Source organism: Delftia sp. DT-2 (assembly GCF_028401915.1).
Lineage (GTDB): Bacteria > Pseudomonadota > Gammaproteobacteria > Burkholderiales > Burkholderiaceae_C > Comamonas > Comamonas tsuruhatensis.
In genome coordinates this window covers 51,754-66,116 of record NZ_JAQOTI010000022.1, presented here as the reverse complement: position 1 = coordinate 66,116, position 14,363 = coordinate 51,754, and the positions used below count along the sequence as shown (strand labels likewise).

General features: G+C 69.8%; 13 protein-coding genes. 8 read left to right on the top strand and 5 right to left on the bottom strand.

The window, feature by feature from the left end:
- Positions 1 to 12 precede the first annotated feature (12 nt).
- The 3 genes from PO605_RS28210 to PO605_RS28200 form a co-directional block, all read right to left on the bottom strand.
- On the bottom strand, positions 13 to 516 hold the full coding sequence (locus PO605_RS28210) for a carboxymuconolactone decarboxylase family protein (RefSeq protein WP_047472048.1): 504 nt from the start codon (positions 514 to 516) through the stop codon (positions 13 to 15).
- A 147-nt stretch (positions 517 to 663) separates the two neighbouring features.
- Positions 664 to 1,650: a tripartite tricarboxylate transporter substrate binding protein BugE gene (locus PO605_RS28205; RefSeq protein ID WP_272207216.1), complete on the bottom strand. Its 987-nt coding sequence runs from the start codon at positions 1,648 to 1,650 to the stop codon at positions 664 to 666.
- Between the two features lie 51 nt (positions 1,651 to 1,701).
- Positions 1,702 to 2,943 carry an alpha-hydroxy acid oxidase gene (locus PO605_RS28200; RefSeq protein WP_047471264.1) on the bottom strand — a complete coding sequence of 414 codons (1,242 nt, stop codon included), beginning with the start codon at positions 2,941 to 2,943 and terminating at the stop codon, positions 1,702 to 1,704.
- 111 nt (positions 2,944 to 3,054) lie between these two features.
- Between PO605_RS28200 and PO605_RS28195 the strand changes: the two genes are divergently transcribed.
- Positions 3,055 to 3,972 (top strand): LysR family transcriptional regulator, encoded by a 918-nt coding sequence (locus PO605_RS28195; protein WP_272207215.1) that lies wholly within the window; start codon positions 3,055 to 3,057, stop codon positions 3,970 to 3,972.
- 267 nt (positions 3,973 to 4,239) lie between these two features.
- Positions 4,240 to 5,358: a protein adenylyltransferase Fic gene (gene fic, locus PO605_RS28190; protein ID WP_047473272.1), complete on the top strand. Its 1,119-nt coding sequence runs from the start codon at positions 4,240 to 4,242 to the stop codon at positions 5,356 to 5,358.
- A gap of 54 nt (positions 5,359 to 5,412) precedes the next feature.
- Here the strand turns inward: fic and PO605_RS28185 are convergent, their stop codons facing one another.
- A complete protein-coding gene (locus PO605_RS28185) occupies positions 5,413 to 6,429 on the bottom strand; it encodes a LacI family DNA-binding transcriptional regulator (protein ID WP_272207214.1) in 1,017 nt (338 codons plus the stop codon).
- 177 nt (positions 6,430 to 6,606) lie between these two features.
- On the opposite strand from PO605_RS28185, the gene PO605_RS28180 reads away from it, so the two are divergent.
- The 6 genes from PO605_RS28180 to PO605_RS28155 are packed head-to-tail and all read left to right on the top strand — an operon-like array spanning position 6,607 to position 12,674.
- Positions 6,607 to 7,596: a substrate-binding domain-containing protein gene (locus tag PO605_RS28180; protein ID WP_272207213.1), complete on the top strand. Its 990-nt coding sequence runs from the start codon at positions 6,607 to 6,609 to the stop codon at positions 7,594 to 7,596.
- Between the two features lie 13 nt (positions 7,597 to 7,609).
- On the top strand, positions 7,610 to 9,109 hold the full coding sequence (locus PO605_RS28175; RefSeq protein ID WP_272207212.1) for a sugar ABC transporter ATP-binding protein: 1,500 nt from the start codon (positions 7,610 to 7,612) through the stop codon (positions 9,107 to 9,109).
- The gene (locus PO605_RS28170; RefSeq protein ID WP_047475108.1) at positions 9,102 to 10,136 is read left to right on the top strand and encodes an ABC transporter permease; all 1,035 of its coding nucleotides are present in this window, start codon (positions 9,102 to 9,104) and stop codon (positions 10,134 to 10,136) included. The genes PO605_RS28175 and PO605_RS28170 overlap by 8 nt, the downstream gene beginning before the upstream one ends.
- Positions 10,133 to 11,170 carry an ABC transporter permease gene (locus PO605_RS28165; protein WP_047475110.1) on the top strand — a complete coding sequence of 346 codons (1,038 nt, stop codon included), beginning with the start codon at positions 10,133 to 10,135 and terminating at the stop codon, positions 11,168 to 11,170. The genes PO605_RS28170 and PO605_RS28165 overlap by 4 nt, the downstream gene beginning before the upstream one ends.
- Entirely contained in the window at positions 11,167 to 12,036 is an 870-nt protein-coding gene (locus tag PO605_RS28160; RefSeq protein ID WP_047475112.1) for a sugar phosphate isomerase/epimerase family protein, read from the top strand. The genes PO605_RS28165 and PO605_RS28160 overlap by 4 nt, the downstream gene beginning before the upstream one ends.
- The gene (locus PO605_RS28155) at positions 12,033 to 12,674 is read left to right on the top strand and encodes a nucleoside/nucleotide kinase family protein (RefSeq protein ID WP_272207211.1); all 642 of its coding nucleotides are present in this window, start codon (positions 12,033 to 12,035) and stop codon (positions 12,672 to 12,674) included. Before PO605_RS28160 ends, PO605_RS28155 begins: the two co-directional genes overlap by 4 nt.
- Positions 12,675 to 12,696: 22 nt before the next feature.
- Here PO605_RS28155 and PO605_RS28150 read toward each other — a convergent pair whose 3' ends face one another.
- The gene (locus PO605_RS28150; protein WP_047473709.1) at positions 12,697 to 14,298 is read right to left on the bottom strand and encodes a gamma-glutamyltransferase family protein; all 1,602 of its coding nucleotides are present in this window, start codon (positions 14,296 to 14,298) and stop codon (positions 12,697 to 12,699) included.
- Positions 14,299 to 14,363 lie beyond the last annotated feature (65 nt).

Here is a 14,363-nt window from a genome sequence, read left to right as displayed (position 1 = left end):
GCTTGCGCCCGTTCAGAGCTTGATCGGCTTGCGTGCCACGGGCGCTGCAAAGCCCGCGCACAGGCGGTTCCAGACATTGATGCTGCCGATGGCATAGGTCAGCTCCACCATCTCGCGCTCGCTGAAATGCGGGCGCAGCGCCTCGAAGTCCTGCTGCTCGGGATGGGCCTGGCTCAGGCGCGTGCAGCGCTCGGCCCAGTTCAGGGCGGCGCGCTCGCGCCCGTCGTAGAAATCCACCTCGGGCCAGGTGACGATGCTGTTGATGCGCTGCAGGTCCTCGCCCCGGGACAGCAGTTCGCGCGTGTGCATGTCCACGCAGAAGGCGCAGCCGTTGATCTGCGAGACGCGCAGGAACACCAGCTCCAGCAGCTGGATGCCCAGGCTGGACTCGTTCAGCAGCGCGTTGATGCCGGCCTGGGCCTTGTACAGCTCGGGGGCCACGGCCTGGAAGTTCAGGCGCGGCGTGGGGGCGGCAAGAGGACGGGCGCCGGTGGCAACGGAAGACGAAGCGGTCATGGAAAACACTCCTTGAGGGATGTAGCAGCCGGCCGGAATGGCTGGCCCATACCTTCAAGACGCGCGGGGCGTGCGCGTTGTGACAGCGTGGGTGAAAATTCTTTCGCAGCCCCGGCCCCCATCCCCCATTCCCGCCCCGGCTGGCGCTCAATCCGCCACGATGCGCCGCTCCGTGGCGATCTTGCGGTACAGGGCGTTCTCGGCCGCGATCTCGCGCGCGAACTCCTCGGGGCGGTTGCCGATCACGCGCGAGCCCGTGTCCTCGATCTGGCGGCGCACCTCGGGGCTGGCCAGCGCGCGCTGGGCGGCCGCATGCAGGCGCGCCACGATCTCGGGCGACAGCCCCTTGGGGCCGTAGATGCCATAGAAGGCGCTGCGGTTGACCGGCTCCAGCCCCAGCTCCTTGAAGGTGGGCACCTGGGGCAGCTGGGCCAGGCGCTCGGGCGCGGCCACCGCCAGCGCGGTGAGCCGGCCCGCCTTGATGAAGGGCAGGGCCGAGGGCAGGTTGTCGAAGACGATGGGCACCTGGCCCGCCACCGCATCGTTGAGCGCCGGGCCCGAGCCCCGGTAGGGCACATGCGTGAGCGACAGCCCCGAGCGGCTGGACATCAGCTCCATCAGCATGTGGCCTATGGAGCCCGTGCCCGCCGTGCCGTAGGCATGCTTGCCGGGGTTCTTCTTCACCTCCTCCACGAAGGCCGCAAAGCTCTGCGCCTTGAAGCCCGGATGCACGGCCAGCACATTGGGCGTGGCCGCAATGTTGGTGATGGGCGTGAAATCGGTGAGCGGGTTGTAGGGCAGGCGCGGGTTGATAGCCGCATTGGTGGCCGTGGTGGACACGGTGGCCACGCCCAGCGTGTAGCCGTCGGGCTGGGCGCGCGCGGCCTCGTGCGCGCCGATGGCGCCTCCGCCGCCGCCCTTGTTGTCCACCACCAGCGGCTGGCCCAGGGCCTCTGCCATGCGCGGCGCGATCGCGCGCGCCACGATGTCGGTGGTGCCGCCGGCCGCAAACGGCACGATCAGGCGCACCGGGCGCGTGGGATAGGCGCCGGCATCGGCCGCCATGGCGCCCGGTGCGGCGCCTGCGGCCAGCAGCAGGGCGCACAGGCTGCGGCGTGAAATGAAGTGGTTCATGGGATGTCTCCTGGGAATGGCTGTGTTTTGAACGGACGGTGGAGGTTTCTGTCAGGCCGATGCGCGGCGCACGATGTGCGAGCGGTCCAGCGCGCCGCAGGAGGAGGCGCCCAGCATGGCCAGGTTGCGGTCCACCTCGTCGCGCAGCAGGCCGATGGCGTGCAGCACGCCGGCCTCGCCGCCCACGGCGGCGGCATAGTTGAAGGGCCGGCCCACCAGCACCATGCGCGCGCCCAGCGCCACGGCCTTGAGCACATCGGAGCCGCGCCTGAAGCCCCCGTCGATCAGCACGGGATAGTCCGGCCCCAGGGCCGCCACCACGTCCTCAAGAATGCGCATGGCCGACACCGCGCCGTCGAGCTGGCGCCCGCCATGGTTGGACAGCACGATGCCGTCGGCCCCCACGCGCCGCGCCTGCAGCGCGTCCTCCACGCTGAGCACGCCCTTGATGACCAGCGGCCCCTTCCAGCGGCGGCGGATGGCCTCGATGTGGTGCCAGCTCAGGTGGTCGCGTGCCGAAAAATCGCGCATCACGCTGGACGACATGATGGGCGCACCGCGCGTGGCAAACGAGTTCTCGAAATGCGGCATGCCGTGGCGCAGCAGCGTGCGCAGGAAGGTGCCCGCCACCCAGCCCGGGCGCACCATGCCGTCCCAGGCCAGGCGCAGGCTGGGCTTGAGCGGCGTGGAAAAGCCGGTGCGGATGTTGTTCTCGCGGTTGGCGGAGATCGGTATGTCCACTGTCACCACCAGGGTGCGAAAGCCTGCGCGCTCCACGCGGTCGATCAGCGCATCGATGCGGGCCTGGTCCCCGGGGATATAGGCCTGGAACCAGGTGGCCGGGCTCTCGCGCGCCACCTCCTCCATGGGGATCAGCGAAGTGCCGCTCATCACCGACACAATGCCCGCGCGCTGGGCCGCGCGTGCCAGCACCAGATCACCCCGGTAGGTGGACAGCGCATTGATGCCCATGGGCGCAATGCCGAAGGGGCTGGCATAGCGCTCGCCGAACAGCTCCACGGCCTGCGAGCGCTGCGACACATCGGCCAGCACGCGCGTGGTCAGGCCCCATTCGCCGAACACCTCGCGGTTGTCGCGCAGCGAGGCGTTGTCCTCTGCCGCCCCGGCGATGTAGCCGAAGATGGGCCGGGGCAGCCTGCGGCGCGCGGCCTCCTCGAAATCATGCAGCGACAGCATGCGGCGCAGCACGGCCGGGGCGCGCGGCGCCGGCAGGGCGGATGCCGAAGGCGTGGAGGCAGAGGCAGAGGCAGAGGAGGAAGCGATGGCGGCCATGGTGCGGACCTCGGAATGTTCAGGAACCGGCGCCACTGTAGGCCGCGCATCCATTGAATGAAAGTGGATTATTTAGAATGCACTTGTTCGCTTTTTGCCAATGACAAACCCATGTCCACACCCTCGGTCAAGCAGCTCGAAGCCTTCTGGTGGGCCGCCACCTGCAGCAACTTCGCCACGGCCGCGCAGCGCGTGCACCTGTCCGTGTCCTCGCTGTCCAAGCGCATCACGGAACTGGAGTCCGCGCTGGGCCAGCCGCTGTTCGACCGCAGCGGCCACCGCGCCGTGCTCACCGACGCCGGCCAGCGCCTGCTGCCCGCCGCGCTGGAGGTGCTCAACGCCATGGCCGCGCTGGGCCAGGCCCTGGACACGCGCGAGGCGCTGGCCGGGCATTGCCGCTTCGGCGTGGGCGACCTGTCGGCGCTGACCTGGCTGCCGGCCTTCGTGGCCGCCGCGCGCCAGGCCCATCCGCAACTGGTGCTGGAGCCCCATGTGGATGTGGGCGGCGTGCTGGAGCAGCGCCTGGACGACGGCGAGCTGGACTTTGCCATCATCGCGGGCCGCTCCTCGCGCAGCAGCCTGCTGTCCCGCCCCGTGGGCGCCGCACGCTTTGCCTGGGCCGTGGCCCCCGGCCTGGCAGGCGCGGGCCGCCTGGGCGCCACGGCCCTGCTGCAGCGCCATGCGCTGGTCACCCTGCCCCCGCAGGCCGGCACCACGCGCCTGCTGGACGACTGGCTGCTCGCCCAGCGCGCCAGCGTGCGCGAGCGCATCCTGTGCAACAGCTGGGGCGCCGTGGCCGGCATGCTGCGCGCCGGCCTGGGCGTGGGCTTCCTGCCCACCGGCTGGATCGCCGCCCTGGGCCTGCGCGCCGTCGGGGGTGCCCACCCCAAGGCCGCCCTCGCTCCCCTGCACTACGCCTTCCAATGGCGGCGCGGCGACGCCCGCGCCCTGATCCCGGCCATGCAGCAACTGGCGCAGGCGCAGGTGGATTTCACGGTGATGCCGGGGTTGGTGGGTGCAGGGCGATGAAGGCAAGGCCGGCTCCGCCAAGCTCACCGAAGTGGAAATGCTGGCAAGGGCCCTGGAAGTGGAGCCATGGGAACTGCTGCGGCCAGCCCGCAGCGGCAATCCGTGAGCGCGCAGGGCAAAAACAGCGACATACCCCATTCATGTCGTTGGAAGTGACGTGAACCGCATATACGTCTTCATTTCGACGAAATGAGAACATGATTCATTGACGTGTCGTCGGGGACGACATAACCTGCCCATCTGTCGACAAAACAGACTTTTGGCACCATGAATGACGACGTTCCCGCCTGGCATCCCGAGCACCCCCACAACCACTTGCCCGCGCTTCCCCCAGCGTACGAGCTGGAAAGCAGGGTCGTTCTCAAAGCCTGCATTGAGGCCCGCGCCGCGCTGGCCGAACTCAAGCAAGCGGCCGAACTCATTCCCAACCAGGCAATGTTGATCAACACCATCCCGCTGCTTGAAGCCAAGGACAGCTCGGAAATCGAGAACATCGTCACCACGACCGACCAGCTGTTTCAGTACGCGCAGGGCCAGGACAACGCCGACCCCGCCACCAAAGAAGCCCTGCGCTACCGCACTGCACTGCATGAGGGCTTTCAATCGCTCAGAGCGCGCCCGCTGTGCACTACCACCGCCGTGGACGTGTGCCGCACTCTCAAAGGTGTGGACATGGACATTCGCGGCACCCCGGGCACCCAGCTCGCCAATGACCGCACTGGTGAGGTGATTTACACCCCGCCAGAAGGAGAGGCCCGCTTGCGCGGGATGCTAGCCAATTGGGAACGCTTTCTGCACAACCAGCCCGAACTGGACCCTTTGATCCGCATGGCTGTTGGTCACTACCAGTTCGAAGCCATCCACCCGTTCACCGACGGCAATGGCCGCACCGGCCGCGTGCTCAACATCCTCTACCTCATCCAGGAAGAGCTATTGAATCTGCCCATCCTGTACCTTAGCCGCCATGTGATCGCGCACAAGGCCGACTACTACCGCCTGCTGCTCAGCGTCACTCGGGACCAGGCCTGGGAACCCTGGCTGCTCTTCATGCTGCAGGCCGTGGCCGAGACGTCCAAATGGACCACCGGCAAGATCGCCGCCATCCGAGCGCTCGCTGAACACACCACCGAACACGTGCGCACCCACCTACCCAAGATCTACACCCGCGAGCTGGTGGATGTGATCTTTGAGCAGCCGTATTGCCGCATCGGCAACCTGGTGGACAAAGGCATTGCCCAGCGCCAGGCCGCCTCGCGCTACCTGCACGACCTGGTCGCCCTGGGCGTGCTGCGCGAAATGCCGTTTGGCAAAGAGAAGCTGTTCATACACCCGAAGCTGATGCAACTGCTCAGCCGCGACAACAACCAGTTCCACCTTTATGGCTGAAAGCGCCACGCGGGCTTTCCCAGGATTCCAGGCAAGCGCCTCTCACAAAGCGACTCACCGCCCCCACTCCACCAACTGCGGCCGCACCTGCACCACCTGCCCCGCGCGCAGGCCTTCGCCGTCGATGGCGCGGAAGGCCTCGGCCATCAGGCCTTCGACGTTCTGGCGCACCATGTGCACCGGAAAGCGCAGGCATTCGGCATAGGGGTCCCAGTCGTAGCTGCCAAAGCTGCATTGCGCCAGTTCCGCATCGGGCAGTGCGCGCAGGAAACGGATGGCGCCTTGCAGCGTGATGCCCGATGAGAACAGCAGCGCGCGCGGCAGGCCGCCCAGGCGCTGGTAGAGCGCGGCCATGGCAAGGCGGGCCGCTTCGGGGTCGTAGCCGCAGCAGACGATGTGCTCGTCCGCCACCGGCGTGTGGGGCGCCAGGGCTTCGCGAAAGCCGGCCAGGCGCTGCTCGGTGGCGTACTCCTTGCGGACGCCGCCCAGAAAGCAGATGGCGTCCTGCGGCGCACCTGCCGGGGGCCTGGAGCGCGCCAGCAGCAGGCGCGTGAGTTCGGCCGCACCCCAGCGGTTGTCGCTGGTGACGGAGGGCGCCTTCTTCCCCGGCAGATCCACGTTGACATGGCGCACGCCGGCCTGGCGGCATTCGGCGCTGATGGCGTCGGGCCGGGTGGCGCCCGTGACGATGAGGTGCTCCACGCGAAAGGCGATCAGCGAGCGCACGGTCTCCACCTCCAGCGCGCCGTCGCGCAGCGTGCTGACCACCAGCGGGCACAGGCCGCGCGCGTGGGCCAGGCGCTCGAAGGCCTGGGACAGCGCGCCGAAGAAGCGGTCCTCGTGCGTGGGAATCACCATGCCGATCAGCCCCGAGCGCTGGCGGCGCAGGCCGCTGGCCTGGCGGTTCACGGCAAAGCTGTGTTCCTGGGCGAGCTGCTGCACGCGGCGCGCGGTCTCCTCGCTGATGCGCCGCGACTGCCAGCTGCCGTTGAGGATGGCGCTGACCGTCGAGGCCGAGGTGCCGGCCAGTTCGGCCAGGTCGTAGATGGTGGAGGTTCGGGGGCGGTTCACGGTGCTCTGCAGGGGTTGGGACGGGAGCGCTCGGCGGCCATCGTAGCCGCTGCGACAGCGATTCGGGCGGACCGACACCGGCACGCAGCAGCGGCCCGGGAAATCCCGCATCGGCAATGGAAGTCCATCTGTCTATAGTTTGCGCAATCGATTGTGCAAAACAGAGGGAGGAGCGCCATGTTCCATGGATTCAGCCGGTTCTCGAGGGCACTGTTGGCCTGCACCCTGGCGGCACTGGCAGGTGCGGCCAGCGCCGAGGATGTGTCGGTGGTGGCCAAGGTCGGGGGCATTCCGTGGTTCAACGCCATGGAGACCGGCATCCGCAAGGCAGGCCGCGAGCTGGGCATCTCCAGCGGCATGGTCGGCCCCACCGAGGCCGATGCCGCCCAGCAGGTGCGCGCGGTCGAGGACCTGATCGCGCGCCGCAGCAAGGTCATCGCCGTGGTGCCCAATGACGCCAGGGCGCTGGAGCCCGTGTTCCGGCGTGCGCGCAGCGCAGGCATCAAGGTGCTCACGCACGAGTCGCCCGACCAGAAGGGCGCCGACTGGAACATCGAGCTGAGCAGCGTCGCGGGATTTGGCGAGCGCCACATGGACAGCCTGGGCAAGGCCATGGGTGGCGAAGGCAAGTACGTGGTCTTCGTGGGCTCGCTGACCGTGCCGCTGCACAACGCCTGGGCCGATGCGGCCATCGCCCACCAGAAAAAACAGTGGCCGAAGATGCAGCTGGTGTCCGAGCGCTTCGGCGTGGCCGAGAGCCTGGACGACTCCTACCGTAGCGCCCAGGACCTGATGCGCGCCCATCCCGACCTCAAGGGCTTTCTGGCCTTCGGCAGCCAGGGCCCCATTGGCGCGGGCCGCGCGGTGGCCGATGCGCGCAAAGCCGAGCGCATTGCCGTGGTGGGCTCGTTCTCGCCGGGCCAGGGGGCGAAGCTGGTGCGCGACGGCGTGATCCGCGAGGGCTTCATCTGGAACCTCGCGCTGGCCGGCGAGGTGATCGTGCATGTGGGCAAGATGCTGATCGACGGCCGCGAGCCCAGGGACGGCATGGAGATACCGGGCCTGGGCAAGGTGCAGGTGGACCGCGAGCGCCGCAACATCCAGGGCCAGAAGCTGGAGCCGATCAACCGGCAGACCATAGACCGGCTGGTCGGCCTGGGCCTGTGAGCCGGGCCCTGCCATGGATGCCACCACAACGGCACTGGTCCGGATGCAGGCGGTCACCGTGCGCTTTGGCGACGCCACCGCGCTGCATGCGCTGGACTGGGACGTGATGCCCGGCGAGGTGCACTGCCTGATGGGCAGCAACGGCAGCGGCAAGAGCACGGCGATCAAGGTGCTCAGCGGCGTGCACGCGCCGCAGCCGGGCGCGCGCATCGACATCGGCGGACAGACGGTGCAGCGGCTGGACCCGGCGCTGGCCAAGTCCCTGGGCATCCAGGTGATCTACCAGGACCTGTCGCTGTTTCCCAACCTGAGCGTGGCCGAGAACATCGCCTTCGACCAGGCCATGGGCCGCTGGTGGGCGCCCGTGCGCCGCAGGCGCCAGCGCGAGGCGGCCCAGGCCGTGTTGCGGCGCCTGGGCATTGCGCTGCCGCTGGATGCGCGGGTGGGCGACCTGCCCATTGCGGGCCGCCAGCTTGTGGCCATCTGCCGGGGCATGGCGGCCCGGGCCAGGCTGCTGTTCATGGATGAGCCCACGGCCTCGCTCACGCGTGCCGAGGTCGATGCGCTGCTGGCCGTGGTGCGCCGGCTCCAGGCCGATGGCATGGCCATCGTCTTCGTGAGCCACAAGCTGGACGAGGTCATGGAGATCGCCGACCGCGTCACCGTGCTGCGCGACGGGCGCAAGCTGGGCACCTGGCCCGCCGCGCAACTGTCGGGCCGGCAACTGGCCACGCTGATGACCGGGCAGGAAGTGGATGAGCGACTGCATGCGCGCGACATGTCCGCCGCGCCCGCGCTGCTGGAAGTGCGCGGCCTGGGCCGCGACGGCGACTACGAGGACGTGAGCTTCGATGTGCGCGCGGGCGAGATCCTGGGCCTGACCGGGCTGCTGGGCGCAGGCCGCACCGAGCTGGCCCTGGGCCTGTTCGGCATGCGCCGGCCCGACCGCGGCAGCATCCGCCTGGGCGGCGGCACGCTGGCGCTGCGCAGCAACCGCGACGCCATGGCGGCGGGCATTGCCTATGTGCCGGAGGACCGCCAGTCCATCGGCCTGAACCTGCGCCAGTCCGTGCAGGACAACCTGGTGCTGGCCATGCTGCCGCGCCTGTCCGGCCCGCTAGGCTGGCTGCCCGCCCGCCGCCGCGCCGCCACCGCAGCCCAGTGGCGCGACCGCCTGCACATGCGCCTGCCCGCGCTGGACGCACCCGTGCACCAGCTGTCCGGCGGCAATGCCCAGCGCGTGGTGCTGGCCCGCTGGCTGGCGACCGCGCCACGCCTGCTGATCCTCGACTCGCCCACCGTGGGCGTGGACATCGGCAACCGCCAGGGCATCTTCGAGATCGTGCACGGGCTCGCCGCGCAGGGCATGGCGGTGATCGTCATCTCGGACGAGGTGGCCGAGGTCCATGCCCACTGCGACCGCGTGCTGCACATGCGCGGCGGGCGCATCGTCGGCGAGTTCCTGCCAGGGGCGCATTCCGAAAGCCAGATCGAGGAAGCCGTCCATGCCTGAACACGCACACGCGCTGCTGCACCACCCCGTCGCCCGGCTGGGCCTGGCCATTGCCGCCATGGCCCTGCTGTTCGGCGCCCTGGCGCCGGGCTTCTGGACGCTGGGCAACTGGATGGACGTGGCCGAGGGCGCATCGGTCACCGCCATCATGGCCGTGGGCCTGCTGGTGGTGCTGGTCGCGGGCGGCATCGACATCTCGTTTGCCGCCACGGCCACGGTGGCGCAGTACCTTGCGGCCCTCGCGGCCACACGCCTGGGCTGGACACCGGCGGCCAGCATCGCGCTGGGCCTGGCCACGGGACTGGCGCTGGGCGCATTCAACGCCCTGCTCATCCACCGCCTGCGCGCCACCTCCATCATCATCACCATCTCCACGCTGAACCTGTACTTCGCGCTGCTGATGCATGGCACGGGCGGCCGGTCCATCTACGACCTGCCGTCGTGGTGGAGCGACTCCGTGGTGCTGGCCCGCTTCGCAAGCGCCGACGGCGCAGACCCCGTGCGCCTGACCCTGCCCATCGCCGTGGCCGGCACAGCCGCCCTGCTGACCGCGCTGCTGCTGGGCCGCAGCGCGCTGGGACGGCGCCTGTACGCCTTCGGCGGCAACCCCGAGGCCGCCCACCGCATGGGCATCGGCCTGGGCGCCATCCAGGGCGTGGCCTATGGCTGGCTCGGCATGATGGCGGCCATCGCAGGCCTGGTGCAGGCGCACCGCGTGGGCGAGTCGGTGCCCAACGCCCTGGTCGGCACGGAGCTGTTCGTGCTCGCAGCCGCCGTGCTGGGCGGCGCCAGCCTGTTCGGCGGCACGGGCAGCGTGGGCGGCGTGCTGATGGGCGTGCTGCTTCTGGCCGTGCTGCGCAACGGGCTGAACCTGATGGGCGTGTCGCCGTATTTCTTCCAGGTGCTGCTGGGCGCCGTGGTGCTGGCCTGCGCCGCCGCAACGGGACTGCGGCGCACGCAGCGAAGAACCCGGCAGCGCAGCGCTGACGCCACTCCTGCAGCGCCCTTGGCGGGGGCCGCGCCATGAACCGCAGCACTGGCGCACCGCTGGGCCTGATCGCGCTGCTGGCACTGCTGTGCGCCGTGTTCACGCTGCTGCTGCCCGGCAGCTTCGCCACCCTGGGCACGCTGCAATCGGTGCTGCTGCAGATCCCCGAGCTGGGCCTGCTGGCACTGGCACAGATGCTGCCGCTGATCAGTGGCGGCATCAACCTGGCCGTGGTCGCCAGCGCCAACATGGCGGGCCTGGCCATGGCCTGGGTGCTGGTGGGAGGCCTGTCGGCGCTGGGCCTGGACCTGTCGGGCCATGAGGGCCTGCTCATCGCCGCAGCACTGACCGTGGGCGCCCTCGCCAGCCTGCTGGTGGGGCTGGCCAGCGGCTGGCTGGTGGCGCGCGTCAACGCCCATCCCATCCTCGTCACGCTGGGCACCATGTCGCTGATCAACGGCCTGTGCGTCTGGCTCACGCGCGGCAAGCCCATTGCAGGCTTTCCCGAGGCCTTCCAGGCCCTGGGCTCCGCCCAGTGGCTGGTCCTGCCGCTGCCGTTCTGGATCTTCGCGGCCGTGTGCCTGCTGGTGGGCCTGTACCTGGGCAGCACACGCCACGGGCTGGCCATCTGCATGGTCGGCTCCAATGCCGAGGCCACGCGCCATGCGGGCATCGACACGCGCCGCGTGCTGATCGGCGTCTACACCCTGTCCACGCTGCTGTGCTGGATCGCGGCGGTGCTGATGATGGCGCGCTTCAACTCGGCCAGCGCGGGCTACGCCCAGTCCTACCTGCTGGTCACGGTGCTTGCGGCCATCCTGGGCGGCACCGATCCCATGGGCGGCTTCGGCCGGGTGTCGGGGCTGTTCGTCGCCCTGCTCGTCCTGCAGGTGCTGTCCAGCGGGGTGAACCTGCTGGGCGCCAATGCCCAGCTCACGCAGGCCCTGTGGGGCGCCACCATGATCGCCGCCGTGGCCGCGCGCCACCTGCTGGCGCGCTGGCGGGGCCGTGCCCGGGCACCCGCCGAACCCTCCCCTTCACGCTCTCGCAGCGTCCAACCGGAGCCCCTATGAACCCCCTCGGCATCCACGCCCTTGTCTGGGCCGGCGACCTGTCGCCGGCCTCCACCCGCCATGTGATCGAGCAGACGCGCCAGGCCGGTTACGACCTGGTCGAGCTGTCCCTGCACGGCCCCCGGCTCATGGACCTGGCGCTCACGCGAGATCTGCTGCAGGAGCATGGCCTGGGCGTGGGCTGCTCGCGGGGCCTGACCTTCGAGGCCGATGTCTCCAGCGAAGACCCCGCCGTGGTCGCGCGCGGCCTGGCGCTGCTGCAAGAGGGCGTGGACATCACGGCGCGCCTGGGCGGACGCTATTTCGGCGGCATCCTCTACGGCGCCATGGCGAAATACGGCCACCCCTGTTCGCCACGGGGCCGGCGCAACGCGATCGAGGCCGTGCGGCGCATTGCCGACTTCGCGGGCGAGCGCGGCGTCACGCTGGGCCTGGAGGTGGTCAACCGCTACGAAAGCAATCTGCTGAACACGGCCACGCAAGCGCTGGAGTTCATCGACGAAGTCGGCCAACCCCATGTCTGCGTGCACCTGGACACCTACCACATGAACATCGAGGAAGCCGACCTTGCCGCCCCCGTGCTGGCCTGCGGACAGCGGCTGGGCTATGTGCACATCGGCGAGAACCACCGCGGCTACCTGGGCGCGGGCCACATCGACTTCGCGCAGTTCTTCGGTGCCCTCGCGCAGATCGACTACCAGGGCACCGTCACCTTCGAGAGCTTCTCGTCGGCCATCGTCAACGAGCAGCTGTCGAACGCGCTGGCCATCTGGCGCCCGATGTGGGAAGACGGCATGGACCTGGCCCTGCACGCACGCGGCTTCATGGCCGACGGGCTGGCCAGCGCGCAGCAGGCACGCGCATGACGGCCATCCTGCCGCCCGAAGCCCTGGCGCGTGCATTTGCGCTGGCACGCTCCGGCCCCCGACGCCTGCTGGGCCTGGCTGGCCCGCCCGGCGCAGGCAAGAGCACGGTCTGCACCGCCCTGCTGCAGGCGCTGGGCCCACTGGCGGCGGCCGTGCCCATGGACGGCTTCCACCTGGCGCAGTCCGCGCTGCAGCGCCTGGGCCGCGCGCAGCGCAAGGGCGCGCCCGACACCTTCGACTCGGCCGGCTACATGGCCCTGCTGCGCCGCCTGCGCGCGCCCGTGGCCGGTGAAACGGTCTACGCCCCCGAATTCCGGCGCGCCATCGAGGAGTCCATTGCAGGCGCCATCGCCATCGCGCCCGGCGTGCCCCTGGTCATCACCGAAGGCAACTACCTGCTGATGGAGGAACAGGATGCGCCGGGCACACACTGGCATGCCGTGCGCGCGCTGCTGGACGAGGTCTGGTACGTGGACATGGACGACCGCCTTCGCATCGAACGCCTGACCCGCCGCCACGAACTCCACGGCCGCAGCCCCCAGGCCGCACGCGACTGGGTGGCACAGGTGGACGAGTCCAATGCGCGCCGCATTGCGGCAACGCGGGGGCGGGCGGATTGGGTGTTGCGCTGGGGGTGAGGCTGCAGAACACAGCCCCCGCTCAGAACGCCACCACGCCCCCATCCTTGCGCGGGTCCGATCCGCCGATGTAGTGGTCGCCGTCGCGCAGCACCAGCTGCGCGCCGCCGAAGGCGAAGACGCCATGGCCTTGCTCGATCGTGACTTCGTGGCCGCGTGCGCGCAGGGCGGCGACGACCTCGGCGTCGAAGGCGGGTTCCACGGCCACGCCCTTGCCGCCCGTCACGCGCCAGCGCGGTGCGTCGGCGGCGGCCTGGGGGTTCTGGCCGTAGCGCAGCACGCGCAGGGCCATCTGCAGGTGGCCCTGGCTCTGCATGGGGCCGCCCATCACGCCGAAGGCCATCTGGGGCGTGCCGTCGGCGTTCATCGCAAAGGCCGGGATGATGGTGTGCGAGGGGCGCTTGCGTGGCGCGACCTCGTTGGCATGGCCGGCTTGCGTGGTGAAGCCGTGGCCGCGGTTTTGCAGGCTGATGCCGGTGCCCGGCACGACCACGCCCGAGCCGAAGCCCATGTAGTTGGACTGGATGAACGAGACCATCATGCCGCTGGCATCGGCCGCCGCCAGGTAGACCGTGCCGCCGGGGCGCGGTGCGCCGTAGGTGGGCGCGCTGGCGCGCTCGCGGTCAATGAGCGCCGCGCGTTCGCGCAGGTAGCCGGCGTCCAGCAGATGGGCGGATTCGACGCGCATGTGGTCGCCGTCGGCGTTGTATTCGTGCAGGTCGGCCAGGGCCAGCTTCATGGCCTCGACCTGCAGGTGCACGGACTCCACTCCGTCCAGCGGCTCGGCGCCCACGCCCAGTGCATCCAGCATGCCCAGCGCCATCAGCGCGGCAATGCCCTGGCCGTTGGGCGGGATCTCGTGGATCACCGAATCGCCAAAGGTCTGCGACACCGTGCCGACCCAGTCGGCCTGGTGGGCGGCCAGGTCGGCCTCGGTCATGGCGCCGCCGCAGGCCTTGGCGTGCTCGGCCATCGAGCGCGCCAGTGCGCCACGGTAGAAGGACTCGCCCTTGGTGGCGGCGATCTCCTCCAGCGTGCGCGCATGGGCTTCGCTGCGGAACACCTCGCCCGCCTTGGGGGCCTTGCCATCGGGCAGGAAGCACTCGGCAAAACCGGGCTGGTCGCCGAGCTTGGCGCCGCCCAGCGCCCACAGCGTGGCGATGGTGGGCGAGACCGCAAAGCCGTCGCGCGCATAGCGGATGGCGGGCTGGGCCAGTTGCTCGAACGGCAGCTTGCCGAAGCGGCGCGACAGCTCCACCCAGGCCGAGACGGCGCCGGGCACGGTGACAGCGTTCCAGCCCTTCTCGGGGATGCCGCCCAGCGCGGCGAAGTACTCGGGCGTCCAGGCTTCGGGCGAGCGGCCCGAGGCATTGAGGCCGTGCAATTCCTTGCCGTCCCACAGGATGCAGAAGGCATCGCTGCCCAGGCCGCAGCCCGTGGGCTCGACCACGGTCAGCGCCATGGCCGTGGCAATGGCCGCATCCACCGCATTGCCGCCGGCCAGCAGCATGGACAGGCCGGCCTGCGCGGCCAGCGGCTGCGAGGTGGAGACCATGTTGCGGCCCAGCACCGAAGAGCGGTGCGAGGCGTAGGGAAGTGTCCAGTCCGTAACAGTGCTTGTCATATCAATTTCCATAGCGCCAACGCGCCACCGATAGCTTGAGGAACCGCAGGCACGGCCCAGCTCAG